Genomic DNA, 23841 nt, shown 5'->3' with positions numbered 1-23841 from the left:
TTTTCATTTTTTGGAGTAAGAATCTATGTGGTACAAAACAGGCACTATCAATTTAACTGCTAATAACGCCACCGTAACCGGTACCGGCACCGCGTGGGCCGATGCCAAGTTTGGCGTGATGCCAGGTATGATTTTATTGGCACCGGATAATAAGCTGTATGAAGTTAAACAGGTTAATAGCAATACCTCTCTGACCCTAAACAGCAATTATGCAGGTTCAACGGCTAACGGGCAGAGCTATGCGATTATCACCACTTATGAAGGTGATATCAGCCAGTTCTCCGCTCGCTTTGCCGCGATGCTCACCTTCTTTCAGGGCAGCCGCAATGATACGGTGAGCTGGTTCACTGGTACCGCGGATATGACTTTCACAAAGGATGATGGTACAAAGCTAACTGTGCCAACATTAGCGAAGATCCAAACTGATTATGTTTCTAGGTCATCGACTCTTGACCAGAGTATTGCGAGTTCGGTGTTATTTTCTAAACCCGTTCGATTATCTACATCTTCAAATGCAACTGGTTTTATACCAGCTTCGCAAGGGGCTTGGGTTTCATGGAATAGAAAAACATCGGCTGATGATGGCCTTACTGGTGCGACAGACTTTATCACTCACAAAGGCGCATTCCAGGGAGGATGGAACTTTTGGAGCTCAAATGGGACAACTGCAGACCTATCGGCAAGAATTAGCGCAGCAGGATATTTGACAACTGCAGGGGGAGTTAACTCAACTGGTGATCAAATTATGCAGGCCGGAAGTACTACATCTAACCTATTGCTTCGATTTAGAGATGCAGCAGGGATAGAAAAAGGTGCGGTTTATAGCGACACCTCAACAGGACAAATGACGATTCGATGGGGAGGTGCTTCGCATAGTCTAATTGGTAAAGCGGATGGTCAGCTTAACGTCCCACGAACGTTAACATTTAATGCAGTTCACTCTCAGCCTACGGATGTTCCTGATGTTGCCAATCTTCCCGTTATGTTTAGAGGGCATGACACAGCAAGTTTTGATCGGCCAAATAATCTTTCTATTGGGACGTGGTATGGTTTTTCTATTGTGCCTACTGGTGGGGGTGAAATATTAGGGCCAGGAGTTGAACGAGGTAAGCCAGTATTTTTTGTTAACTCTAGGACAGGTACAGCACACGTTCTAAATAATATGTATGTTGGTAACTCTGCAGTCCTAAAAGTTGGCGATCATGGTATTGGTGGGACAACCGCGCCTACGGTTAGCGATCCAAATGCAGTTGGCACAAATCAGTTTGTACGAATTCCTAGTGGTACGAAAAATTCACCTGGTACGGCTGCATGGGCCGGAATAAATTCAGGTTTTGATGGCGGTTCAAGATATCAGCTTCTATGGGAGCAAGGAACCTCTGCAGTAAACCTTCAAACGAGAATTCGTGAGCCGTTAGGAAATTGGAGCCCTTGGAAGAAAATTGTAACAGATGAGTCTGTTGCCCAAATTGTTGCGCCTTTAATTCCATCTACAGGTAATGGTGAGCGATATTGCAAAATTGCGGAGCAAAGCATTACTACGACTGGCAATCGTGGAATGGTGTTCATGGTGACACAAGGTCGACAGTATGGTGAATTGGGGATGGATATCTCCTATATTTATTTCTGTGCAAGAGGAGCAACGACTACAGCACTTGCTGCTAATGGGCTTCATCACATAAAATTAGGTTCGACTTCTGCTAATTCTAGTGCTAATGATATTCATTGCGGTGCTGTATATAATTCTGATACATCCATGTGGGAGTTGTGGGTTTCTGGAAACGGATACAATTGCCCAAGAGTTTCTCTTATTGGCAACGTCGAAACCGGAACGATGAATGGTGTTACAACCGATGTAGATTTAGTATGGAGACCAACTAGGCCATCGGGTTACACAATTGCATCTGAAAAGCGCACTTGGACAGATTTTAACACCACCGTAGACGCCAACGGCTTCCTGAAAAAAGCATCCCCGATCGCTCGTCTCTCCAGCAACCCAGAGAAAATGCCCGACGAATACCTGGATGGCTTTACCCTGTCTGGGCTGGCGGCGGTAAATGGCGAGGCTGCGGGCGTTACCGCTGAGCGACTCTCGGTTGGCGTATACAAAGTGACGGGTTCGCTAGGTTTCGCGCTGGAAGGCTGGAATATCGAAGTCCCACAAGACGTTAACGGTAACCGCCTATGCTTCGTCGCCACTGAAGCAGCTGATGACGGCACGATCACGGTCAGAGTCAGCAAGCGTCGCTTTGATATTGATACCGCCGCAATCGTTGCAGGGGAGCCGATGGATATTCCTGAAGGGCGCTGGATCGATCTGCGTTTGGAGATGCCGCCAGTTGAGGAAGTTCAGAACGAGCCAGAACCGGAAAGCCACGAAGGCGAAATGGCGAGCGAGTAAGTTGTACCGACAGTGAAACGGTGTTGTCCTGAAGTTGCCCAGAACCGTTCGCTGTGAATAAGTTTGGAAGGTATTGGGGGGAGGCAGCCTCCCCAATATTGGATGTTTTAACGATATTTAATAAAGCGAATAGCCATTACGCAGCGGGTTTTTGTACCGCCAGGATAAAGATCATCGGGCGTTCTTTTTCTTCATCCAGTGCCGGGTTGTCGGCAATCTGTTGTGCCGAAGGACCCCACTCGTTCAAGTAACGAACGGTAAACCCTTGCTGGACCAGCAAATTGATATAAGTGCCCAGCATACGGTGCTGCTTGATCACTCCTTCCGCCAGCCAGTTGGAAATACGCTGTCCTTCTTGCTGATAGCCATTGATTGGCCAGGATTTTTGCCCTGCCTCATCCACTAACCAGCCCTGATGCTTTGGCGCAGTATAAATCGGGTGCTCGGCGGTAAAAATAAACTCCCCACCATCCACCAATGCCTGATAAACGGTTGCGAACAGCTTGCCGAGGTCTTCGATATAGTGCAGCGTTAGCGAGCTATAGACCAAATCAAAGCTGGCTGTCGGGAGCTGTAACGCCTCCAGATCCTGCTGACGGTATTCAATCGCCGGATCTTTGGTCATCTCTTTTGCCTTGCCCAACATCTTCTCTGAAAGATCCATTCCCAGTACCTGGGCTGCACCTTGCTCACGAGCGCTGCGGCAGAACCAACCGTAACCACAGCCAAGATCGACCACCTTTTTGCCCTGCAAATCGGGCAGAATGCTGCGGATGGTTGACCATTCCGGCGCGCCATCTAAACCCTGTACCGAACGGCTGAGCTGTGCATAGCCGTCGAAGAAGGTTTGATTGTCATAGATATTTTGCGACATAACGTCTCCTGTATTAAATAAACCGCATAACAGCGCGGCGCATTAATGGTATTCGTTCAGCAACTGACTGCCAACAAAAATAGGGCATAATGTAGCGACCACAGAATAAATCAGGAGCTTGGGTGAATATTATTTCGGTGCGTCAGGAGCCAGCCTATCGCGATGTGGCTATCGATTATTTCCAGCGTCAGTGGGCATCGCCAGAGACCATGATGCTGTATCAAGACTCGATAACCCATTGTATCGATGCGGTAAACCCGCTGCCGCAGTGGTATTTGTTGCTGGATGGGGAAACCGTTGTGGGTTGCGCGGGTTTGATTACCAATGACTTTATCAGCCGTATGGAGCTGTATCCGTGGCTATGTGCATTGTACGTCGATGAACAGTATCGCGGGCAGGGATGCGGCGCATTGTTGGTCAATCACGTAGCCAAGGCCGCAGGCGAACTGGGATTTCCCCGTTTGCATCTGTGTACCGACCATGTGGGTTATTACGAGAAATTGGGGTTCAGCTTTGATGGGCTTGGTTATCACCCGTGGGGTGAGTCGTCACGGGTTTATTCGTTGGATCTAGCCTAACCTTGATGTTGGGGGCGCAGCGGCGCCCCTAAGGTTGGGCATCTCGCTATTTGGGTTGGTTCCAAGGCATTTTGGCCAACAGCGTCGCCATCCCGCAAAATCCGCTGATACCGGCAAATAGCAATCCAGCCCCGGCAAAGCCGGACAACAGGAAGAACAGGGGAGAGATTACATACCCCAAGATTGTCCCAGCCAGAATAAGGGAGCCAGCAGCAATCTGCACCTGTCGCATGAGGGGGAGTGGCTGGTTGTTACCCTTGATGACAGCCAATCCCTGTTGCTTCCAGCCGTTGATACCGCCTTCAAGCAGATAAACCTTGGCAGGCGTTGCGGCCCCTGCCAATAGCGCTGCGTTTTCTGCCGTACGACGGCCAGACTGACAGTGAAAAATCACCACATCCTGTTCACTAACGGCCTGCGGTTTGCCACCTTTCTCAATATCAGTCAGCGACAGCAAGCTGGCTTGGGCAATATGCTCGTGGGCATACTCATCCTTTCCGCGAATATCCAGCAACCGTGCTCCCTGCATGATTAATTTTTGCGCTTGCTGGGCAGTTATCGTTTCTATGTTCATGGTGTCCTCAGGGGCAATAGATGGCTTTTAGCGTGCTGATGACCTGCTGCACGGCGTTATTTTTAATTGAGTAGTTGATGCGCTGCCGATCGCGGGTGCTTTCAATCAGCCCTTCCTCGCGCATCTTGGCCAGATGCTGTGAGGTCGCTGATGGACTAAGCCCGGTAGCTAGCGCCAGCTCACCGGCACTGGTGCCTGGCGCGTCCACCAACATACAAAGGATCAACAGGCGGCGGGGGTTGCTCATGGCTTTGAGCAACGTCGCGGCGGCATTGGCGCTGGCAAGTAGTGAGGCGTTTTCGTCAGTCATTAATCATTTTAGTATTTGCTAAATTTAGTAAATGCTAAAGTAATTGACGGGAAAATGCACGTGTTTTTTCAAGCGTCAGACAAAGGCCAAACTTGGGTTCATTCACAACGATATATACCGGCTATAGGGAGCGGCGCGTGAAGCCTTCGTAAATCAACTTAATGGCGAAAGTCCCAATCACCACACCGATCGCTCGGCTGGCTACCCGTTGCATGCTGGCATAGGTGCGCCGTACTGCTGGCAAGGAAAATGCCTGGCTGAGAAAAACGCGCCAGATAACCGAACTGAGCACTATTCCCAGCCAGGCACTCAGTTTGGCCCAGGTGGGCGTATTGGCGCTCAGGGTTACGGAGAAGATGCTGATGAAAAACAGCAACGTCTGCGGATTAGAGAGGTCGGTGATCAGGCCACGGTGGAAGAAGACATACCAAGGCGCACTGAGCGGTTGTTGCATCGCAGGAGAGTGTGGCGTTGCCTGCTTATTGATACTCTTATAGGCAAACCATAGAAGATATAACCCGCCGATGACCTTGATGAACGAGAAGACCCCCTCGCATTGGGTGATCAACGTGGCCATGCCAAACAGGCCCAGCCCGGAATAAAGGGCGTCACCCAGCGCTACGCCAAGCCCGGTGAGCATGCCTGCTCGGCTGCCGGAAGCCAGGCTGGTTTGCACCACGACGAACAGGTTGGCGCCAGGATTGAAAAACGTTAACACAAACAGGCCGATCGTCAGGGTGATTGCATTTAGTGGATCCATCTCGGCTATCATCGGAAACTAGATATATCATTTTTATATCCTGCTGAATGATTTTTGGCGGCACTTGTCCACCAGGGTTGATAGACTGGGTAAGAAGTTTGATTATTTACTTTGCGTCTTAAACTATTGTCTATTCCATTGCGGAATAAAAGCGATTACAAAGCCGCTTGCTGCTCAACGTCAAAGGTAATACTGTTAAAGCGCGCCATATTGGTTGCCGTATACAGCACGGTATGCTGGATATTACGGTGCCCCAGGTAATCCTGGATCAGTCGCGTATCTTTCCCCTTATCTGCCAGGGAGTAGCCACAGGCATGGCGCAACATATGTGGGTGGGCCTTAACGTTTAGCTTGGCGGCAATGCCGTACTTCTTAATCAATTCATAGAATTGCTGGCGGGAGAGTGGGTTGCCATGTTGGGACAAAAATAACCAAGGCGTGTCGTTATTGAGCCAGCCTTGACGCTTTTCCAACCATAAGGCCAGGGCTTCCAGTTCACATTTCTGTAAAGGGTGTGTGGTGGATAACCCACTTTTCAGGCGGGAGATATAAATATACTCATCCTGAATATCAGACAGCTTAAGGTGACATAATTCACTGGCCCTTAAACCATGAAAATAACACATCATAATCAAGCAGCGATCGCGATGATAATTCAGCCCCTGAGGCACGGCATTAATCATGGCTTCTACTTCACTTGCCAGCAGGTATTTTCTCTGTGTCATTTGTTTATTCCCAGTAAGGTATTCTGAATGCCTCGTTAAGGCGTGAGACAGAATCTACAGAGAAATCTTAGATGAGGATACGCACGATTCATAAAATCCACTTTTACGAATCAATAAAGTTCATTTAAAACAATGGGCTATAAGTCAGATGATGATTATTCTGGTAGAACCAGGATTTTACTGCTGTTGGTTAGGGAATAACGTTGGCGATTGGGGAAGGGGAGGAACAGCCTGGGTCGAACGTAAGGTCGCCCCAGGTTGATCTATGCGTGTCACAGCGGAGCCAGGCCCTGGAAGATCTTGCCGAAGATCAGCACCGAGCGTGCATTCAGGTGGTTCAGCCCCAGCTTTTTCAACGCACTCAGCTTGTGCGAGAAGATCGTCTTCACCGAGAGGTTCAGCTCCCGTGAAATCCGGTGCGGTGTCTTCCCACCGGCCAGCGACCCCATGATGCTGATTTCCCGTGCCGTCAGGAACGACAGGTCTTTGAGGTGGGCGCAGCCCGCCCCGACACACAACGGCAGGTTGGCCAGCGGCATCTTCTTCGACAGCACCCCCTGCGACCATTGAGTGATGTTGTTCAGCGTCCGGGCGGAGGCGTTATCCATTATCAGCAGCGCCCGGGCTCCCTGACGGCGTGCCCAGATCAGCAGCAGGGTCAGCATTTCCGTCTGTTCCACTGCCAGCAGCAGCGTATCGTCGCTGGTCAACGTAGGGAGAACCCCGGTGTCGTCTGCCTCATCGAGGAGGATAAGGGTGATAGGTCGGTTCAGGCCATGGAAAATGGCTTCGACGCCCAGGGAAAAATAGTAATCATCGGTAGCCAGATAAATCATGGACACATCCTGTGTGAGATTAGTGTGTAGTCACTGTCAACCCCGTGACGGTGGGGATAAATCCAGTCCTGACGGCGGGGGGCTACGGCAAGCAGGGCGGGGACTGTCTGACAAACTGCTGTCCGTTATCCAGGCCGCAGGTCTGTTCATCGAGGTTTTTCACCCGGGCAAACAGGGCGATTTCATTGTCGACCTGCAGCTTGTACATCAGGTGCCGTTTATGGGTGCTGATCGTTTTCACACTGCGGTGCAGATGCGCGGCAATCTGCGTCACGCTGTATCCGGCATGCAGCAGCGCGAACACCTGCAGCTCCCCCCCGGTCAGCCGGGCCAGTGCGGGTACTGGCGGCGACTGCGGCAGCAGCCGCGGGCTGATGAGCGGTGTGCCCGCCAGTATCTGGCGCAACTGCGGGCCCAGTTCGGCCTGCGGCGTTTGCAAGGCCAGCGCAGAGAGCGCGGGTTGCCGGGATAGTGCGAGCCACTGCGGGTGTGACAGTTCCTCGGTGATGACCACCAACGGACTGTTGCCGAGAATACTCTGCAGCCACACCAGCCAGTCGGCGCCGTAGGCCACGCTATGTTCATCATCGCTCAGGTCGCTCACCACCAGGTCGGCGGTCGTCAGGCCGGGCTGACGGCCCAGGTCACTGAAAGAGTCAACGCTCTGAAAGCGAAAGTCCGGCAACTGCTCGCTGAGCAGGCACAGCAGTCCCTGACGAACCAGCGGGCAGGCGTGCATCAGGATCCCCTGTTTGCTGGTGGTTGGTGCACGGGTATCCGGGGTCATAACCGGACCTCGTCGGCCATCAACCGGCCGCCCAGTACCTGCAGTTCGCCACGGCTGACCATGTTGAGCTTGCCGAGCAACGCCTGCTTGTGGGCGCTGATGGTGCGGATGTCCTTGCGCATCAACTGGGCCACCCGGGTGACGCTCTTGCCGGTCAACAGGGCCTGGGCAACCCGGCACTCCTGATGGGTCAGCCGAACGGGGTGAAAGACCGGGCGATGGGGCAGCAGGTAATGGGCCAGATCTGCTGCGTCCAGCGGCCCGCGGAACAGCGTGTTGACGCCGAAGGCCTGCAGCAAATCCTCCAGGTGGGGCAGGTCCTTGCGCAGGTAGGCGGCGATGTGTGCTTGCTTCGAGCTGCGCAGGATGAGGGACAGTTGCTGCAACAGGGGCAGCACCTCGGAACGGTGGCCGACGGCGCTGAGCAGTATTGCGTCCACCTGATGGCGTTGGGCGGTTTCAGCCAGCCGGTCGGTGTCGTGCAGACGTATCAGCGAGACGCGGTGGCCCAGCTGGGTGCGCAGCATTTGCTGGATCCCCAACCAGGGAATGTCGTAGGGCTCCAGCACCAGCAGGGTGCGCACAGGTACGCCGGTATTCTCCATTAGAAAAGACATGCTTCCCTCTCTTTGTGGTGTAGGTTGCCCACCGAGGCAGGCCCCCTGATGATTACTGGTAGGTGAAGTTCACCAGCACGCTGCTGGACACCTGTCCGGCCTGGGCACCGCCGGTGGGCGTATACAGGCGGGCCGCCAGTGGGAAGGTGGCGGTGCCGGTCAGCGTGTCGACGGTGACGTCCATTGTGCTGCCGGTGGAGAGCACGGCCGTGTGGTCGCTATCCTTGGCCATCTGCACCGCCATGTTGGGGGCCGCAGTGGCCACCGGTTCGGTGTTGGCAAACAGTGTGGCATCGGTGCCGTTCGGGGTGCCGGTATAGGTGGCCTTGACCGTGGTGGTACCGGCCGGGCAGTTGGTCAGGTTGAGGGTAAAACTCTTCCAGGTTCCGGCATCATTGGCGAACTGGAAGCGGGTTCTGCCCAGGGTGCCGAGGTCGATCGTCTGTCCTGCCGCCAGCACCGGGCTGACGGTACAGGAAGAGGCGATGACCTTGCCGGTGATGTTGACATCAGCGGCCTGCGCCTTCGTGCCCGGCAGGACAGCGAGGGCGGATAGCAACATGTTGAGCATAAAGACACGTTTAAACATGAGTGGCTCTCCTGCCAGGGGTTAACGCAATCAGTTGTAGGTGAAGTTCATCAGCACCACGGTAGTGATGTTGCCGACGGTGCCGCCGCCTGGGGTGCTGTACGGACGGGCCTGAAGGTCGAAGGTGGCGTTTCTGCTGGCGTCAACGTTGACGGTCATGGTGCTGTTCTTGCCCTTGTCGGCGACGGTGCCGGAGCGGTTCTGCACCTGGACGGCGACGTTGGTGGCATAGCCGGTGCCGGTGGTGTTGGCGTACTTGTTGGCATCGGCACCGTCGGCGGTACCGTCAAAGGTGGCCTTGACGGAGGTGGTGCCCGCCGGGCAGTTGCTCAGGGTGACGTCAAAGGTCTTCCATGTGCCGTAGGAGTTGGCCGGGTTCAGGGTGGCGGCGGTCACATCGGGCATGGTAACTGTGTAAGCACCGCTGTTGTCGACGGTACAGGCAGCAGCAATAACTTTACCGGTAATGGTTACGGTAACCGGTGCTGCACTTGCCATCATGCTGACGAATAAAGTGGCGCTAGCAATAGCGATTGAAATTCCATTTTTTTTGATAAACATAGTTATCTCCTGATACGTTTTAGGGGGAATTAAATCAGTTGTAATACGCTGTTATTGTTACCGCCGTACTAAATGTTCCCAAGGCTGGGGTACTATTTTGCCAAACCATTTCGGCAAGGTAAGGAACAGAGGCACTATTGACGATGGTTAAATCTGCAAGATCTTCAACGTCCGAATATTGGATATAATTGCCGGTGGTCAGGTTTTTTATTTTTACGCCAACGCCGGCAAGCACATTGAGCGTATTGGCATCCAGTCGGTTGGTTGGCGAACTGTATGATGCGGTTAGCTTAAATGGGTCGTTACAACTCTTGGTAATGTTAACGGTAAAGTTACTACTTGCGGCTACCGTATTGGCTGAAGCCGACGTTGCGGCTACCGTGCCAAAATCTATCGAACTCGGTGAAACAGAAATAGCGGCCTCACAGGCAGTAAAACGGATCCCTTGCATATTCGTGGTCGAATAGCGATAGTTTGAGTTTGGGGTTATGTTTAATCCGCCAACGCCGTCCAGTTGAAAGACTGCCAAGGTGTTTGGCCCAGAATAATTACTGCCACTGGGTGTTCCATATTTATTAATATAGATATAGTAGCTAATGGTAAAGGTCGTTGACGTGATTGGTTTACACACCGCCTCGGTGTTGAAGCATTCAGGGACTCTGACGCCTGGTACAGCCAATTTTGAGGCGCTGAAAATATTGGGTACGTCAGTGCCATTAAAATTCATGCCAACGCGAATGCCTGCGCCTAAAGAGGCTGATGCAGGGTTAAAATAAGCATACGGAGATTCGGTTGTACCACCGAAATCCTTCCAGCACGTTATAGTCATCGTTCTGTTTTCTGAACGCCATATCAGTGTGCCATTCGGTGCGGTAATGGGTACAGCTACGCTCCCTATGTTCTCAACGAATGAAAATGACTGGTCGCTGGCATTCACGCACTTGAGTGCATAGGCATTCTCCATCGTTAATACCGATAGACAAAGCAAGAGTAACATCCGCAGCATTATTGACCAGCTTCGCTTTTTGTTAATTGAAAATAAAACATTCATTTTCATACCTTTAAATAATGTACTGTTGTCAAAAGGGCTAACTATTTAGCGGCTACCGGCATTGTCCGTTTATAGCAGCTATACCCTGGACACCGTTTGGTAGACTGTAATCCACGCGGCACTGTTCATCCGCGCCGTTGCCCCATTGCACCTTCAGTTGCCCACTCTGCGCCAGCCCGGTCAGGTATACTTGCCCAGCGTCCCCGACGATAAAGCCTTCGGCGTCCTTGCTGTTCCCCGCCGACACGATGGCCCCGAACGGGACCGGCTTGCCGCCCTGATAGATCAGCGTCATCAACACCCGGTTGCCCACGCTGGTCTGGTAACGGGCTCTGACGACGGCACCGCGCGTTGGAATAACCGTCTGGGTGGTAATCGCCACGTCGGTGTTGTCGGCGAAGGTCTCGGTGTTCAGCGTTACGTCATTTTTACGGTATGGGCTGGCATACGGCACCACCGCATAGCCGCGGAAGTCGGTTTTCACCCCGGTCTGCCCCTGAACGCTGACGCTCTTCGCGTCCGGTGCGGCCACCAGTACCAAGGTTTCACCCAACGGTTGACCCAGGGTCACACCGTTCTCGTGGGCCAGAATGCCCCCCTGCACGCCGTAGTTCACGCGCTGGCTGTTCTTGTCATACGAATACCCCCCGTTGAGCTCCCCGTAGGTTGCCCGCCTGTCGGCATTGGCACTGCCACTGTTGCCCTGGCCTTTCGTGCCGTAACCTTGCTGTACGCTCCAGCTCAGGTTGTTGTCGTCCAGTACCGTGCCACCTACGCTCACGCTGTTGGTGGTGTTGCCGTTCTTGCTGCTGTTGGCCATGTAGTTGACGTAGGTCGGGTGCTTACCCCCGAACAGCCGGTTCAACGGTATGCTCAGGCTGAGGGCAAACTGCTGGTCCTTGTCGTAGATACGCCCGCGGTTGCCGCCGCCAATGCTGCTATCGCCCATGCTGGTTCCGTAGGCCGCCTGCGAGTTGCGGTTGTAGGTGTAGCTCAGTCCGTAGCTGATGCCGTTCCACGAGTTGTTGTAACTGGCACTGTACGATTCCATGCGCCGCTCGGTATCCCAGTAATCCTCCCGTGCCGCCGTCAGCCCCAGGTTGCCGCCGCCCTGCCACAGGTCCTGTGACAAGGTCAGCTCCGCCCGGTTGCGTCGGCGCTCCTGCATCGGCGTATTGTTGCCGCTGGTGTAGGTGTCCAGCACCTCCTGCATGCCCCAGTAGCCACTGGTCGCATAGCGGTAACCCGCCACTGAGAAGTTGGTGCCGGTCTGCACGAAGTTCTTGCTGTAGCGCACGCGCCACGACTGGCCGCTCTCTTTCTCCTGGTCTTTCTGCTTCGACCAGGCCTGGGTCACGTCGACGGACATCGCCCCGAAGTCCCCCAGGTTCTTGCCGACCCCGGCCGCCAGCGACTGGTACTTGCTGCTGAACTGGCCGCCGCCGTAAATCGTGAAGCCCGCTGGCAGGCCGTAAATCACCGTACCTTCGCTCAGCGGAGTCTTGTCCACGCTGTTGTCGTAGGAGCGGTAGACCCCGGTAGTGGCCGAGTATTTCAGCCGTCCTTCACGCTGCAACACCGGCAGGGAGGCAAACGGAATGACCAGTTGCTGTTCGCTGCCGTCGGATTCCTTGATGGTGACGTTCAGGTCACCGGAGCCACCGGACGGGTACATGTCGGTGATTTCAAAGCTGCCCGGCGACACGTAGGTCTGGTAAATCACGTAGCCGTTCTGGCGGATAGTCACCTGCGCGTTGCTGCGGGCGATCCCGCGCACCACTGGCGCATAGCCGCGCAGGCTTTCCGGCACCATCTCGTCGTCGGAGGCCAGCTGGGCCCCGCGGAACGGAATGCTGTCAAACACGTCGGCCGCGGTGGTGGTATCCCCGGCGGTAAACTGACTCTTCAGTGCGATGATGTCGCGCTGGGCGTAGGTATAGACCGTCTCCCACTTGTCGATGGTCTGCCCATCCTGGCCGCTGCTGCTGGAGCGGTTCCAGGTGGTGTAGTTGCGCAGCCGCCAGGGCCCGATATTCACGCCGGGACGCAGGTTGACGTACTGGCTGTTGCTGTCATCGCCACGCCCGTTTTTGGCGTAGTTGTTGGCCCCGGTGACGCTGTAGTTGAGCAGTACCGCCGGAATCCCCTCATCCCACAGCTTCGGGTCGACCCAGCCGCGGGCGGCGTTGTTCACGGACGACTGCGGGAAACTCAGTAACAACTGCTGGCGGGCAAAGCGAAAATCGCTGCTGGCCTGGGGAATGGCCGCCAGGTTGGCGCAGGCGCTGCCCGGTGCACCGAGTTCCGGGAACTTTTTGGTCAGCAGGCCCCAACTGGTGAGGTCGTCGACCGGGATGCAGGGCTGCAGGGTCTCGTTGCCCTTGGCGTCCTTGCCCTGGCGGAACTCGACGTTGCGGGTTTCCATCTTTTCGTTGTTGAGGAACACGTCCACCCGGTAGGTGCCGGGCATCTGGCCGCCCTTGTCCTCAAAGGAGGTCAGGTCGACGGCCTTTTGACCGGGGTTGCCGAGTTCAAGCAGGGCGGGGTTGAAGTAGTCCCGCGCTTGGGCTGTCATCATTGTCCCGGTCATCAGCGCCATCTGGGCTGCTACAAAGCAGGCCACCTGGCTCAGGCGCACTCGGGGTTTATTATTATTCATTCTTCACTACTCCTTGCGTGCGGGAGAATTGCGCCCTCCCGCTCCTGAATGTCCATGCTCCGCATCAACATGCTGTTAGTGCCCCGGGGTGTGCTCTGCGCCGGTACCGCCGTAGTCACTGATGAGTTTCCAACTGACCGGGCCACTGACGCCGGCCGGGAGAGTAAAGGTGGCCTGGCCCATCGGCAGTACGTAGGTGATGTCCTTGAGTTCACGGCCACCCACCTTGATTTGCTGGAAGTTCATGACGAACGGCGTCGGGTTGGTGACGGTCAGCTGGGTTCCGCTCTGTGACCAAGTCAGCTTGCTGGTCACCTCTTCCGGCGTGCCCTTGAGGCCCTGTGGGCGGTAAAGCAGCTTGATGCGGGTCTTGACGGCAATCTGCAGGGTGTTGGCCCCTTCCTTCTTGCTGCCTGCCGGGATGGACTTGATATTCAGCCAGTAGAGCGACTCGCGGTCTTCAGGCAGGCTGCCGCCGGTGCGCACGATACGCAGCAGGTTCTGCTGGTTACCGTCGAGGCGAAACAGCGGAGGCGTGATAATAAAGGGGGCTTTCTCAGCGCCACCGTTTTGGGTCTCCGCCCAGGACTGGATGAGATAGGGGTTGATGTCAGTGTTGGTGACGCTCAGTGAAGCCTCCTTCTTGCCGCCGTTGTAAATCAGGCGGGTGCCGCCGACGGTAACGCCGCCGATTTCGGCCGCCTGCGCCAGCGCGCCGGTCAGCAAGAGAGGCAGGCAAAGGGTTTTTAACCAGGTGTTCATAACAATTCAAAGCTCCGAAAAAAGACGGGCCGACCGAAGCCGGCCCGTGGGGATGCCTTCCCAACCACGACGTGGTGGGAGGGACAGCCGATTAGTTGTAAATGATGGTGAAGTTGCTGGTTGAGTTAGCCGGGCCAGCGGTCACGCTTGCTGCTGTGGAGTAGTAACGTGCCACGAAGTCCAGGTTGTTGGCACCCGGGACCAGCGCATAGGATGAAGACGCGGTGTACAATGGCACAACAACGTTGGCTTTATCCGTCAACTGGATCCCCACGTTGGTGGCCACGCCAGCTTCCTGCGTCAGAGCCAGGATGCTGCCTTCGTTGGCGTCTGCGGTGCCATCAAACTTCACTTTTGCCGAGGTCATGGTGGCCGGGCAGTTGGTCAGCGCGATGGTGAACTTGGTCGGTGCTGCAGTAGACCCGATGGTGGTGAACGCTTTGCTGGATACGGTGCCCAGCGTTACGGTCAGCGGGTTACTCATGTCGTTTACCACGGTGCAGGCGTCGTCAGTGATGGCGCCAACAAAGTTGATTTTGCCGTCAGCCGCGAAAGCAGAAGCAGACAGAACACCGGCGGTCATCAGAGCAGCAACAAGCAGATTCTTTTTCATGTAAAACTTCCTTTTGGGTCGAGATGCGCGCATCTCATTAATAATTATGCGTTTCTACGCATGTTTTCCTTGGTTGTTCGGGTTACGAAGTGAGCAGATAACTGTTCATTTTGTTCCAATTTGACCAGTTTGGTGGTTACCACTGGTTTTCCATCGGATGAGGGGTTTTCCTGGAGTTTTTACGGTGTTTTTGCGTTTCTGAGTGGTTTTTTATTCCGATAATTTGTTTAACAAACTCGACATGCGATTTTTTTTATTGTTAAAAGATTTGCTAAGTTCTGTTGGAATAAAAAGAAGGGTTTTTAGGAGTTAAAAATAATCTATTGAATTTGTTGAGTTAAATGAATGGAAACAGCGAAGAATGTAGGGTTATTGACAAGAAAATTATTACTCTTTAGTATCGTGGTCAGTTTGGAACAATATGTCCATAGAATCACAAATTATTACATTCCTTCCGAGTGGTTTTCCTACTAGTTATTGATTACCAGGCACGCAGAAAGCGTTGGGCGTTGGTCGCGGTATAAAGCACGGTGTGTTGAATATTACGGTGCCCCAGATAATCCTGGATCAACCGCGTATCCATACCTCTATCTGCCAGAGCGAAACCACAGGCGTGGCGTAACATGTGGGGGTGTGCATCCACTTCTAATCCTGCACGGCGGCTGCAATCACGCAATATGTCATAAATTCGCTGGCGTGAAAGCCGGTTGCCTTTTTGCGATAAAAACAACCACTCACTGGCGGCATATTTATGCCGAGAGCGTACGTTCATCCAGCCGATAAGCGCCTTAAGTTCAACTTCATACAGAGGATGGATAGTAGAAAGGCCGTTCTTTAAACGGTGGACATATATGCGGTTATTGGGGAGGTCGATATCCGACAGGCGCCAGCTGTTGATCTCGCTGACCCGACACCCGTGGATAAAGCACATCCAGATTAAACAGTAATCTCTCTCCGGGTCAGAGCCTTGTTTGGTGGCCTCCAGCAGGCGTTCCACTTCAGATAGGGTAAGATATTTGCGATTTGTCATTGTGACCTCTCAATTAGTCATAGTATGCATATAGCCATATCCTTATTAATGAAAAACATACATTGTTATCGGCAGGTTCCATTCCGTAGTTTTTGAGTATAAACAATAAACTGGAAGTAATACAGTCAATATCAAATATAGAACGTTGAGACACTCGATATAACCCCTTGGAGCTCGGGGTTATACCACTAATGTTCTTCGATCTAATGATGTTGATGAAATTATCCTAGCTCAGATAAAAAGTTGATTATTTTTTGTAGCAAAGGATTGTTCTTTTCTGAACGATGAATGTGCGTATAGTAACCAACGGTATGTTTAATGGGGAAATCATGCTCCACCACGCGTAAACCGAACCTTTCACACACCCAAGGTGCCAATGCGGAGGGTATCATTGTAACCAGCTCTCTTTTTGCCGTTTGCAGCAGGATAGTAATAATGGATGATGAGCGGAAGTTGCGGAATAATAGATCTTCATCATTATGCTGAATACCGGGTATTTCCTTACCCAGTTTTTCTTCCGAATAGATAAAGCCTAATAGTGACTCTTGACGAAATTGTTCTAACGTCACCGATTGTTTGATGCGGGGATGATCTTTCGCGCAAACCATCGTCATCCCCCCATAGAAAATGGGATAACAGAGCAACGATCGGTCGTTCGACAATGCCGTGCCGATATCGAGATCGATCTGCTTTCTGCGCAGGCGTTCTATTCGCACTGTGGGATCCTGAGAAACTGCAAGGACATCCCAACCCGCCCCATTACAAAATTCCGGGGCGTCCAAAAATTTGTCCACCAGAAACAAGTCCAACAGCGGGACAGTGGCAATACGTAGTTTTTGCACACGGCTTGGCAACAAGGCATCAGCCTGGAGTTTCTCTGCTTCGTCAAACAGATTGAGCGCTGGCTGATAAAATTTGTATAGCTCCAGTGCTAAAGCTGTCGGCATCATGCCATTGCCTTGCCTGAAAAACAGCGTGTTATTATGGTGCTTGCGTAGTTTATTTAGCGCGATACTGACCGCGGAGATGCTGGTTTTAAGGTTCATTGCGGCGGCAGAAACTGAACCTGCGTCGATCACCTCGCAAAGAATACGGGCAAGGTTGAGGTCTAGTTTTGTCTGCACGGTGACTTTCCCAAAGGTAAATATTATCATTACAGTATAGCTGATTGTTTTGAAAGTGCTTTTTACTCTTTTAGTTAATTTTTTTTTAGAACGGGTGAGATATTAATTGTTAGCATAACACTTACCGATAATTAAGTTTACTTAAGGTGGCTAGATATCCATATGGTAAATAAAAATATTCCTCCACTGGTTTTCAAACATGTTTCTACCTGATAAAAAAGAAGACCTGTTTCCAGTGAAGGGATTCGACGATGACGTTTCAAGAGAAGAAAGAACGGGCATTAGCGTTGATGGCAGAGAAAAAAATGTGGCGTAGCAATTATGCTCCACCGCTCCTGCGCCTGCTGTGGAAGTTAGGCGTCCAGATCCCTCCGCCGCCGTTTATGCCGTTCTGGCAGAATGTGTTGTGCTTCGGTGGCTTTTTTGGTTCTGTATGGGGTCTGTTCATGTGGTTTACGATTTGGAAAAGCCAATGCTACAGCGTATTGGTGGCGCTGCAGACAAGCTTGCTGGCTGGGGTATTGTTTGGCTTCTCAATGGCGTTATTTCACTATTGGCGAAAACGGGTAAACAAGCTGCCGGACTGGGGCAGTCTTTAATTGGTGAGTGGGGGCAAAAGTCATTCACCTGGGCCCCCAGCAAGCTGTGCTGTCAGCCTTTCGGCAATAAAGCACCAATCAGTGAGGTAAACACGCCCCCAGTGGTAAAGGCATGCGCTGTTTTGTATTCCTCACCCTTAATGTCTTTAAATCTGGCAAGGGCCGCTTGCGGGGAGGTGGCTTGCAACTCTTCAAATTGCTTGGCATAGCCTTTATCTAACAGGTGCTTTTGATTATCTGCGAAATCAGGTACAGAGTTATCCAGTACCACAATCTGCTCGCCCTTCACGAAAAAACTGTAAATCACCATAGTATCTTCCTTAAGTTAGTGTCACGACGATCCCAGGATCGGATGAGTGTTGTGTGGTCTATTTTCGCATAGGGCGACAAATCACAACCATTGCTATTGCGCTGCAAAATGGGAAAAATGCCAGGTGTAGCCAAGGGAAAATGGCTTCATAGGAAGGAACCAATGCGGCGTCAAGCTGGTTGCCAAGCAAGAAATTTCCCGCCAGTACCGCACACCCTCCGGCTGAGGCAAGCGCACCATAGTGTGCGCCCAACGTCGATTCGTTAGCAAACCATGGGATCAAGTCTTTCACTGAAGGCACCAGCAGCATTTGGCCCAGGGTCAATAACGTCACAAAACAGGCCGCAGGTAAAAGCCGGTATCCGTTTTCTGGCGGAGGGGTAGAAGCAAACAGCGCGACGCTAAGAAATGAGACGGAAATAAGCAGAAAACCCACGGGCAGGATGCGCGCAGCCCCGATGTGACGAGCAAAGCGTGCAAGCGGTAACTGTAGGGCAATAATCAGCAGCGATGCCAGCATAAACAACGGGCCAAGATCTTTTTCGCTGCCGCCGGCACGTTGGATCTCCACCGGCAGCGCAAAATATAACTGGTTATAGCTTAACAGCCACGAGCTATAGGCGATAATAAAAGCGACAAACCGTGGTTTACGGAATGTCGTCCACCACGGAAGGATGTTTAGTGTCTGTTTTCTGACATTCGCAGCTGGAAGGCAGAAAAACAACACCACCAGTGCTATCACGAAGATACCCGCCCCCGCCAGTGCAACCTGACGAAAACCCAACCCTGTCAATAATGCTCCTGCCACCGGCCCCAGTACAGCCCCCAGCTCTCCGCAAACCGCAAACAACGCAAACCATTCTGCCCGGCTGCGTTTCCCTTGCAATTCGCTTTGCGTTCCAGCCTTTGCCAGTAACGCTTCGATTGATGGAGAGAACAGGGCACCGCCGATGCCTGTAAGACAGGCACCAATGATAATCGGAGATAGTGACTCGCCAAGTGCCAGTAGCAGGTAGCCTGCCACACGGATCATGCAGCCGCAGAGGATAATGATACGTGCGCCGTAGCGATCGGATAACGCACCACCAACGATAAACATGCCTTGCTGAGAAAACGTTCGCAAACCTAATATCAACCCGATGAGTCCGCCGGACAGCATCATGTCGTCGCGTAAAAACACGGCCAGAAACGGCACAACGGCGTAAAAGCCAATATTAAAAACAAACTGGCTGCCCAGTAATACAGGCGGCCAGACCTGAGTCACTGACCGCAGAATTGGCAAAGGCATGCTAATAACCCGGTATTAAGCGATGTAGTGGATATGTTTTTTTCCGTGGAAGGGCGAAATTTCAATCTTGGTCTCTACTTTGAATACATCCCAAAGCAGAGACTCTGTGAGGATCTCCTGCGGGCTACCAGCGGCGACGATCTGCCCTTGTTGCATTACAATCAACGAGTCGCAGAACATGGAGGCGTGGTTGAGATCGTGAATAGCCACAATGCTGGTCACTGGCAGTTCGCTGACGAGTTTCATCAACTGTATCTGATGACGGATATCCAGATGGTTGGTCGGTTCATCCAGGAGGATCTCCGTCGGCGATTGTGCAAGAGCTCGTGCAATGTGAACACGCTGGCGTTCGCCACCCGATAAACTCTGCCACCCCTGTTCACTCTTGCCGAGCATATCCACGCGCTGGAGCGCGGCGGTGACAGTATCGTCATCCTGCGTGGTCCAATTGGAAAATGGAGAGTGATGGGGAATTCGCCCCAGTTTGACCACGTCGACAACGCGCATATTGGCCTCGGTCATGCCGTGCTGTTCCACAAAGGCCACCCGACGCGCCAACTGCTTTTTGGTTATCTGAGCGATATTTTGCCCGTCCAGCGTGACGGTACCTGAGTGGGGGCGCCGTAATCCAGCGAGGATCCGCAGCAGTGATGACTTTCCGCAGCCGTTAGGGCCTAGTAATCCGACGGTTTCACCACTCGAAACGCTCAGCGAGACGTTGTTGACGATGATTTTTTTACCCACACTCCAGGTAATATTTTCAGCGGCGATACTCATCACTTATTCCTTGAGCGGTAGATGATAACGGCAAAGAACGGCACGCCAACCAGCGCGGTGACCACGCCGACCGGAAGACTTTGCGGGGCTATCAGTAAGCGCGAAGCTATATCGGCCAGCACCATCAAGATGGCACCTGCCAATGCGCAAGTGATAAGTAACCTGCGGTGCAATGGCCCAAAAAAGAAGCGCATGACATGCGGAACGACCAAGCCCACAAAGCCGATGGAACCTGCCATGCTGACGATGGTTGCTGTGATCAGCGCAGTGATGGTGAACAGGAGCAGGCGAACCCAGGGCACGGCGATGCCAAGCGAGGCGGCCGCATCATCGCCAAAAGTAAAAGCATCCAACGCTCGAGAATAGTAAAGGCACACTGCAAGCCCTACCAACACGACTACCAGCACCAGTTGAAACTCAGGCCATCTGACGCCGCTGAAACTGCCCAACAACCAGAACATCACGTCACGCGCCTGCTGCGCACTAGCGGATGTGCTGATGGTGTAAGCGGTAATCGCGTTGAAGAGCTGGGACGCAGCAACGCCCGCCAGAATGGTGCGCTCATTGCCACCTCGTGCGCCATTGGTCAGAAAGGCGACAAAGGCAAAGGCGGCAAATGCCCCCGCAAATGCCCCGGCGGAGAGCGACACGGCACCGGTACCTATGCCCAATACGACCACTGACACCGCGCCGGTTGAAGCGCCCGCAGAAACGCCAAGCACATAAGGCTCTGCCAGCGCATTTTTCAGCAGGCTTTGCAGCACCGCACCGCATATGGCCAACCCGGCACCGCAGCAAGCCGCAACAAGCGCACGGCTCAGGCGAAAGTCCCAAATCACACTTTCGTAAATGCGGCTAAGGGGCACTTCTGTCAGCCCGAGTTTATTGCTTATGGCATAGAACACGCTTCGCAGCGGGATAGAAAGCTCACCCACGCTAACGCCAATCGCGATCACCAGCACTAGCAACACCGCTGAAAAAACAGTCGACGCGGCTAGCAGAAACGTCTGTTTCATCGGTTGCGCCACTGCTGTCATTTATCTAGCCCAAGATTTCTGAGCTGTTCGCCAACTTGTTCTGCACCATAGATGGTGCGAATCGTTGGGTTCATTGCCTGGCCGTCCATCACGACGATGTGGCCTTTTTTCACCGCATCTAATTGACTAACAGCAGGATCGGTTTTGAGAAATTTAATTTTTTCTTCTGCGTTATCGAGCGCCCAGCGATTTCGGTCAAGGCTTGAAACCACAATCACATTGGGGTTGGCGGCAATGATGCTTTCCCAACCGACGGTTGGCCACTCAGTCTCTGAGGTGATGGCGTTATGGCCGCCTAACAGATTAGCGATAAAACCGGAGGCGCTGTTCTTGCCGCCGACATAGGCGTCAGAGGAGGGGGAAGAGCTAGAGAACCAGAAGACAAACGAAAGATCCTGGTTGTTTTTTCCGAACTCCCGGCGAAGGTTTGCTTCGCGTTGTTTAAAATCGGCAATTAACGCCTGGCCGCGATCTTCGACGTTGAAGATTTTGGCAAAGTCTGCAATCTCTTGATAAAGGAAGGTCATGTCCCACAGTTTTTGGCGGCTACCGTACATATCGCCAATGTCTTTTTTGGTTGCACACATACCCGGAGACATGTAGCTATTCACGCCAACGGTGGCGAGATCTTCGCGCTTGGCGACTTTACTTTCTGGGCCGAGCAGTAAAGGCAGTTGTGCGGGAACAAAATCAGGGTTTTGCGCAAGAATGGATTCCAACGTTGGTATTTCTACCGTCAGCGTTTTGATTTTCTCATTCTGTTCAGCCAGTTGCGGCAGCACTTTAGTCGGCCAAAACGCACTGGCGACTATCTTGTCCTGCAATCCCAATAGCAGCAGAATTTCGACGGTATTTTGTCCCAGTGCGACGACGCGCTCGGGGGCTTTGGTAAACGTCTCTTTATAGCCACAATTCTCAATGGTTAGAGGGTACGTGGTTGCCAAAGCAGAGCTGGCCGAGGCGAGCACCATTCCTAACGCACAGATGACCTTTTTCATTTAACACTACTCTTAGCGGGATGAGTTTTGACTGCGGAAGCGCAATGATAATGAAAATTATTTATTATGCGATAAAAATTTACTGCTTAGCCCATGGAAAACCACGCATTAAATACCCATCAAGACTAGGGATTAAGCGGTGAAAAAAACGTCAAGTAGGGTATGAGGCCGGTGAAGATGGAATGAAAATTGCTTGCGTATCTTACACGTGCCAACTTGCTGATGTATCAAGTTGGGGTGATAAGAAAGTAAAGGGATGAATGAACCTGCCGAGGGTGTCTGGTACTTATCCACAGTAGTATGCGCTTACTGTTATCCTGCTGGCTCTTGGCCTATCTTTTCTCATTGGCATATCAACAGGCATGGCAGGAGTTGTTATCAGTTTGCTAATAATCGCAATAGTCGTTTTTGTGGCTAAGAAGGCGATTTTCTATGAAAATGTTATATTTAGACGATGAATCTCATATATAAAAAAACATCATATATATTCTAATTTTTTTATGATTTGGTATCATTTTAAGCCCTATTTTAAAGGGTAAGTTTCATAAAAAGTCTAACTACTTTGGTTAGTTGGTGGCTTATGTTCGAAAAAAAAGTAATTGATTTTAATGATTGTTTGATTATAGTATGAGTCAATCATAAATAATAAAGCATCTAAAAATTATGAACGTAATAGATATTGTAAAAGATTCATGGCTATTCGATGAGCATTTCAAGGGGATCACCGGGCCGCTGATTGTAGCAATTTTTTTATGGTCAATTAGATCAATAAGAAGAGTTTTTTCCCCATTCTTCTGGATCTTCAAAAATAATCTTTCGTCTGGGTTTTTAAAACTATCAGTAGACGATAAAATTAATGCCTTGAAATTAATAAGTGAATATAAAGAGACTGATGAGGAATATGATGTTTTAATGAAGGAATTAAAGCTAAAACAGTATGGTTTATTTTACCCATTGCCTATACTACAAATCTTATTTAACTATATTTATGATAAAAATATCCGCATGAATAGTATTGGTTTTTTGTCTTTTCTTGATTGCAATCAGATTTTTGATTATGACAGAAACACAATGCCAACACATTCATTAAGAAAAATAATATTATTTATGATAGCTCATACCGCATTTGTTGCTCTTTTAGTTTGCTACGTTTTTGAAGTATTCGAGTTAGTTGGGTCATTGTATCATGCTCGTGTAAATTTCATTAATATAATAACAATGCTAGCAATGCTCATTATTGTTATCTATACAGTTAGAGTTATTTATATTATTGTCGAGAATTCAATCTCTTTCATCTGGGCTATTGTTTTTTCAAAAAAACTAAATGACTATTCATTTTTAAGAAAAAGAAAAGAATTAATTGATAAATACAAAGTAACACCTAAATAATTCTGATAATGAATCATTAAAATGCTGCTTTACTAATACGATAGGTGATGTTTTAGATGGCTTTATTTTCCGGAGGCGATCTTTCTTATCGACTACGAATTTGAAACTAAGGAAGATGTGTGATTAATTTCTGACTGAACATACATAGGGCGACTTGGGAAATAAGTGTTCTCTTGTTCTATAGGTTTGTGATTATTATTAAACCTTATTAGTTTCTTCAAGGCAGCGCGGGAAAGGTAGATGCCTCCACCTTATCAAAGACGTAGTTTTCTGATACGTAACCGAACGGTTACCTCGTGTTGTACGATTAAAATAATGTAATAAGTTGAGGAGGATTAACTGAAGCGGTTTTCGGCGTAAGGTAATAGATTGTTGATCCGACTGTTAGGCCAGGTCGGCAAGCGGGTCAGCACATCACGCAACCAGTTGTAAGGGGCGTGGTCGTTTAGTTTGGAGATTCACAACAGACTCAGGATAGATGCCATCCGTTGCCCGGACTGCAACGACTAGGCGATGAATCAAAGCGAAAGGAGAAGGTGTTGATATCAGGCATTGCACCCCAAGGCCGCTTTCGCGACCTTAGGCTACTGTC

Annotated in this window: 25 protein-coding genes and 1 pseudogene; 4 read left to right on the top strand and 22 right to left on the bottom strand. The window is 51.3% G+C overall.

Annotation, left to right across the window (positions count from 1 at the left end):
* Positions 1 to 25: 25 nt before the first annotated feature.
* The gene (locus KGP17_RS20645) at positions 26 to 2401 is read left to right on the top strand and encodes a hypothetical protein (RefSeq protein WP_223498255.1); all 2376 of its coding nucleotides are present in this window, start codon (positions 26 to 28) and stop codon (positions 2399 to 2401) included.
* Positions 2402 to 2537: 136 nt separating this feature from the next.
* Here KGP17_RS20645 and KGP17_RS20640 read toward each other — a convergent pair whose 3' ends face one another.
* On the bottom strand, positions 2538 to 3275 hold the full coding sequence (locus KGP17_RS20640) for a bifunctional 2-polyprenyl-6-hydroxyphenol methylase/3-demethylubiquinol 3-O-methyltransferase UbiG (protein ID WP_223498254.1): 738 nt from the start codon (positions 3273 to 3275) through the stop codon (positions 2538 to 2540).
* A 122-nt stretch (positions 3276 to 3397) separates the two neighbouring features.
* On the opposite strand from KGP17_RS20640, the gene KGP17_RS20635 reads away from it, so the two are divergent.
* Positions 3398 to 3853 (top strand): GNAT family N-acetyltransferase, encoded by a 456-nt coding sequence (locus tag KGP17_RS20635; protein ID WP_209530195.1) that lies wholly within the window; start codon positions 3398 to 3400, stop codon positions 3851 to 3853.
* Positions 3854 to 3899: 46 nt separating this feature from the next.
* Here the strand turns inward: KGP17_RS20635 and KGP17_RS20630 are convergent, their stop codons facing one another.
* The 15 genes from KGP17_RS20630 to KGP17_RS20560 all read right to left on the bottom strand — a co-directional run bounded on the left by KGP17_RS20630 (position 3900) and on the right by KGP17_RS20560 (position 16851).
* The gene (locus KGP17_RS20630; protein ID WP_223498253.1) at positions 3900 to 4427 is read right to left on the bottom strand and encodes a rhodanese-like domain-containing protein; all 528 of its coding nucleotides are present in this window, start codon (positions 4425 to 4427) and stop codon (positions 3900 to 3902) included.
* A gap of 7 nt (positions 4428 to 4434) precedes the next feature.
* Positions 4435 to 4737, bottom strand: a complete 303-nt coding sequence (locus KGP17_RS20625) for a helix-turn-helix transcriptional regulator (RefSeq protein WP_179249280.1) — start codon at positions 4735 to 4737, stop codon at positions 4435 to 4437.
* Between the two features lie 121 nt (positions 4738 to 4858).
* Positions 4859 to 5497: a LysE family transporter gene (locus tag KGP17_RS20620; RefSeq protein WP_223498252.1), complete on the bottom strand. Its 639-nt coding sequence runs from the start codon at positions 5495 to 5497 to the stop codon at positions 4859 to 4861.
* 155 nt (positions 5498 to 5652) lie between these two features.
* Positions 5653 to 6222: a tyrosine-type DNA invertase gene (locus KGP17_RS20615; protein WP_218518999.1), complete on the bottom strand. Its 570-nt coding sequence runs from the start codon at positions 6220 to 6222 to the stop codon at positions 5653 to 5655.
* Positions 6223 to 6494: 272 nt separating this feature from the next.
* Positions 6495 to 7058: a LuxR C-terminal-related transcriptional regulator gene (locus KGP17_RS20610; RefSeq protein ID WP_223498251.1), complete on the bottom strand. Its 564-nt coding sequence runs from the start codon at positions 7056 to 7058 to the stop codon at positions 6495 to 6497.
* Between the two features lie 82 nt (positions 7059 to 7140).
* Positions 7141 to 7845 carry a response regulator transcription factor gene (locus KGP17_RS20605; protein ID WP_223498250.1) on the bottom strand — a complete coding sequence of 235 codons (705 nt, stop codon included), beginning with the start codon at positions 7843 to 7845 and terminating at the stop codon, positions 7141 to 7143.
* Positions 7842 to 8462: a LuxR C-terminal-related transcriptional regulator gene (locus KGP17_RS20600; protein WP_223498249.1), complete on the bottom strand. Its 621-nt coding sequence runs from the start codon at positions 8460 to 8462 to the stop codon at positions 7842 to 7844. The genes KGP17_RS20605 and KGP17_RS20600 overlap by 4 nt, the downstream gene beginning before the upstream one ends.
* Positions 8463 to 8514: 52 nt before the next feature.
* On the bottom strand, positions 8515 to 9051 hold the full coding sequence (locus KGP17_RS20595; protein WP_223498248.1) for a fimbrial protein: 537 nt from the start codon (positions 9049 to 9051) through the stop codon (positions 8515 to 8517).
* A 30-nt stretch (positions 9052 to 9081) separates the two neighbouring features.
* Positions 9082 to 9612 (bottom strand): fimbrial protein, encoded by a 531-nt coding sequence (locus KGP17_RS20590; protein ID WP_223498247.1) that lies wholly within the window; start codon positions 9610 to 9612, stop codon positions 9082 to 9084.
* A 34-nt stretch (positions 9613 to 9646) separates the two neighbouring features.
* A complete protein-coding gene (locus KGP17_RS20585) occupies positions 9647 to 10663 on the bottom strand; it encodes a fimbrial protein (protein WP_223498246.1) in 1017 nt (338 codons plus the stop codon).
* A 52-nt stretch (positions 10664 to 10715) separates the two neighbouring features.
* A complete protein-coding gene (locus KGP17_RS20580; protein ID WP_223498245.1) occupies positions 10716 to 13322 on the bottom strand; it encodes a fimbria/pilus outer membrane usher protein in 2607 nt (868 codons plus the stop codon).
* A 75-nt stretch (positions 13323 to 13397) separates the two neighbouring features.
* Positions 13398 to 14084 (bottom strand): molecular chaperone, encoded by a 687-nt coding sequence (locus KGP17_RS20575; RefSeq protein ID WP_223498244.1) that lies wholly within the window; start codon positions 14082 to 14084, stop codon positions 13398 to 13400.
* A 91-nt stretch (positions 14085 to 14175) separates the two neighbouring features.
* A complete protein-coding gene (locus KGP17_RS20570) occupies positions 14176 to 14697 on the bottom strand; it encodes a fimbrial protein (RefSeq protein WP_218519007.1) in 522 nt (173 codons plus the stop codon).
* A 481-nt stretch (positions 14698 to 15178) separates the two neighbouring features.
* Complete coding sequence (locus tag KGP17_RS20565; protein ID WP_218519008.1) at positions 15179 to 15727, bottom strand: tyrosine-type DNA invertase; 549 nt, start codon at positions 15725 to 15727, stop codon at positions 15179 to 15181.
* A gap of 221 nt (positions 15728 to 15948) precedes the next feature.
* Entirely contained in the window at positions 15949 to 16851 is a 903-nt protein-coding gene (locus KGP17_RS20560) for a LysR family transcriptional regulator (RefSeq protein ID WP_223498243.1), read from the bottom strand.
* A 251-nt stretch (positions 16852 to 17102) separates the two neighbouring features.
* On the opposite strand from KGP17_RS20560, the gene KGP17_RS20555 reads away from it, so the two are divergent.
* Complete coding sequence (locus KGP17_RS20555; RefSeq protein ID WP_223498242.1) at positions 17103 to 17450, top strand: DUF6404 family protein; 348 nt, start codon at positions 17103 to 17105, stop codon at positions 17448 to 17450.
* 52 nt (positions 17451 to 17502) lie between these two features.
* Here KGP17_RS20555 and KGP17_RS20550 read toward each other — a convergent pair whose 3' ends face one another.
* From KGP17_RS20550 to KGP17_RS20530, 5 genes are read right to left on the bottom strand one after another with little or no spacing between them, the layout of a single operon-like run.
* On the bottom strand, positions 17503 to 17760 hold the full coding sequence (locus KGP17_RS20550) for a hypothetical protein (RefSeq protein WP_209530198.1): 258 nt from the start codon (positions 17758 to 17760) through the stop codon (positions 17503 to 17505).
* 58 nt (positions 17761 to 17818) lie between these two features.
* Complete coding sequence (locus KGP17_RS20545; protein WP_223498241.1) at positions 17819 to 19048, bottom strand: MFS transporter; 1230 nt, start codon at positions 19046 to 19048, stop codon at positions 17819 to 17821.
* A gap of 15 nt (positions 19049 to 19063) precedes the next feature.
* A complete protein-coding gene (locus tag KGP17_RS20540) occupies positions 19064 to 19825 on the bottom strand; it encodes an ABC transporter ATP-binding protein (protein ID WP_179249277.1) in 762 nt (253 codons plus the stop codon).
* Positions 19825 to 20841, bottom strand: a complete 1017-nt coding sequence (locus KGP17_RS20535; RefSeq protein ID WP_223498240.1) for an iron ABC transporter permease — start codon at positions 20839 to 20841, stop codon at positions 19825 to 19827. The genes KGP17_RS20540 and KGP17_RS20535 overlap by 1 nt, the downstream gene beginning before the upstream one ends.
* A 17-nt stretch (positions 20842 to 20858) precedes the next feature.
* Complete coding sequence (locus KGP17_RS20530; protein WP_223498239.1) at positions 20859 to 21860, bottom strand: ABC transporter substrate-binding protein; 1002 nt, start codon at positions 21858 to 21860, stop codon at positions 20859 to 20861.
* A 663-nt stretch (positions 21861 to 22523) separates the two neighbouring features.
* Here KGP17_RS20530 and KGP17_RS20520 point away from each other — a divergent pair.
* Complete coding sequence (locus tag KGP17_RS20520) at positions 22524 to 23249, top strand: hypothetical protein (RefSeq protein WP_223498238.1); 726 nt, start codon at positions 22524 to 22526, stop codon at positions 23247 to 23249.
* 335 nt (positions 23250 to 23584) lie between these two features.
* Here the strand turns inward: KGP17_RS20520 and KGP17_RS20515 are convergent.
* Positions 23585 to 23755, bottom strand: a pseudogene (locus KGP17_RS20515) (transposase domain-containing protein); the annotation flags it as partial.
* Between the last annotated feature and the right edge of the window lie 86 nt (positions 23756 to 23841).

The sequence above is a fragment of the Serratia sp. JSRIV001 genome, from assembly GCF_019968745.1.
Taxonomy (GTDB): Bacteria; Pseudomonadota; Gammaproteobacteria; order Enterobacterales; family Enterobacteriaceae; genus Chania; species Chania fonticola_B.
The sequence above is the reverse complement of the archived record's forward strand: the minus strand, read 5'-3'. Positions and strand labels throughout refer to the sequence as shown.

What these genes read in the sequence shown, in the direction of transcription:
- KGP17_RS20645 (WP_223498255.1), top strand. Translation starts at nt 26, where the DNA reads ATGTGGTACAAAACAGGCACTATCAATTTAACTGCTAATAACGCCACC.
- KGP17_RS20640 (WP_223498254.1), bottom strand. Translation starts at nt 3,275, where the DNA reads ATGTCGCAAAATATCTATGACAATCAAACCTTCTTCGACGGCTATGCA.
- KGP17_RS20630 (WP_223498253.1), bottom strand. Translation starts at nt 4,427, where the DNA reads ATGAACATAGAAACGATAACTGCCCAGCAAGCGCAAAAATTAATCATG.
- KGP17_RS20625 (WP_179249280.1), bottom strand. Translation starts at nt 4,737, where the DNA reads ATGACTGACGAAAACGCCTCACTACTTGCCAGCGCCAATGCCGCCGCG.
- KGP17_RS20620 (WP_223498252.1), bottom strand. Translation starts at nt 5,497, where the DNA reads ATGGATCCACTAAATGCAATCACCCTGACGATCGGCCTGTTTGTGTTA.
- KGP17_RS20615 (WP_218518999.1), bottom strand. Translation starts at nt 6,222, where the DNA reads ATGACACAGAGAAAATACCTGCTGGCAAGTGAAGTAGAAGCCATGATT.
- KGP17_RS20610 (WP_223498251.1), bottom strand. Translation starts at nt 7,058, where the DNA reads ATGATTTATCTGGCTACCGATGATTACTATTTTTCCCTGGGCGTCGAA.
- KGP17_RS20605 (WP_223498250.1), bottom strand. Translation starts at nt 7,845, where the DNA reads ATGACCCCGGATACCCGTGCACCAACCACCAGCAAACAGGGGATCCTG.
- KGP17_RS20600 (WP_223498249.1), bottom strand. Translation starts at nt 8,462, where the DNA reads ATGTCTTTTCTAATGGAGAATACCGGCGTACCTGTGCGCACCCTGCTG.
- KGP17_RS20595 (WP_223498248.1), bottom strand. Translation starts at nt 9,051, where the DNA reads ATGTTTAAACGTGTCTTTATGCTCAACATGTTGCTATCCGCCCTCGCT.
- KGP17_RS20590 (WP_223498247.1), bottom strand. Translation starts at nt 9,612, where the DNA reads ATGTTTATCAAAAAAAATGGAATTTCAATCGCTATTGCTAGCGCCACT.
- KGP17_RS20585 (WP_223498246.1), bottom strand. Translation starts at nt 10,663, where the DNA reads ATGAATGTTTTATTTTCAATTAACAAAAAGCGAAGCTGGTCAATAATG.
- KGP17_RS20580 (WP_223498245.1), bottom strand. Translation starts at nt 13,322, where the DNA reads ATGAATAATAATAAACCCCGAGTGCGCCTGAGCCAGGTGGCCTGCTTT.
- KGP17_RS20575 (WP_223498244.1), bottom strand. Translation starts at nt 14,084, where the DNA reads ATGAACACCTGGTTAAAAACCCTTTGCCTGCCTCTCTTGCTGACCGGC.
- KGP17_RS20570 (WP_218519007.1), bottom strand. Translation starts at nt 14,697, where the DNA reads ATGAAAAAGAATCTGCTTGTTGCTGCTCTGATGACCGCCGGTGTTCTG.
- KGP17_RS20565 (WP_218519008.1), bottom strand. Translation starts at nt 15,727, where the DNA reads ATGACAAATCGCAAATATCTTACCCTATCTGAAGTGGAACGCCTGCTG.
- KGP17_RS20555 (WP_223498242.1), top strand. Translation starts at nt 17,103, where the DNA reads ATGACGTTTCAAGAGAAGAAAGAACGGGCATTAGCGTTGATGGCAGAG.
- KGP17_RS20550 (WP_209530198.1), bottom strand. Translation starts at nt 17,760, where the DNA reads ATGGTGATTTACAGTTTTTTCGTGAAGGGCGAGCAGATTGTGGTACTG.
- KGP17_RS20545 (WP_223498241.1), bottom strand. Translation starts at nt 19,048, where the DNA reads ATGCCTTTGCCAATTCTGCGGTCAGTGACTCAGGTCTGGCCGCCTGTA.
- KGP17_RS20540 (WP_179249277.1), bottom strand. Translation starts at nt 19,825, where the DNA reads ATGAGTATCGCCGCTGAAAATATTACCTGGAGTGTGGGTAAAAAAATC.
- KGP17_RS20535 (WP_223498240.1), bottom strand. Translation starts at nt 20,841, where the DNA reads ATGAAACAGACGTTTCTGCTAGCCGCGTCGACTGTTTTTTCAGCGGTG.
- KGP17_RS20530 (WP_223498239.1), bottom strand. Translation starts at nt 21,860, where the DNA reads ATGAAAAAGGTCATCTGTGCGTTAGGAATGGTGCTCGCCTCGGCCAGC.
- KGP17_RS20520 (WP_223498238.1), top strand. Translation starts at nt 22,524, where the DNA reads ATGAACGTAATAGATATTGTAAAAGATTCATGGCTATTCGATGAGCAT.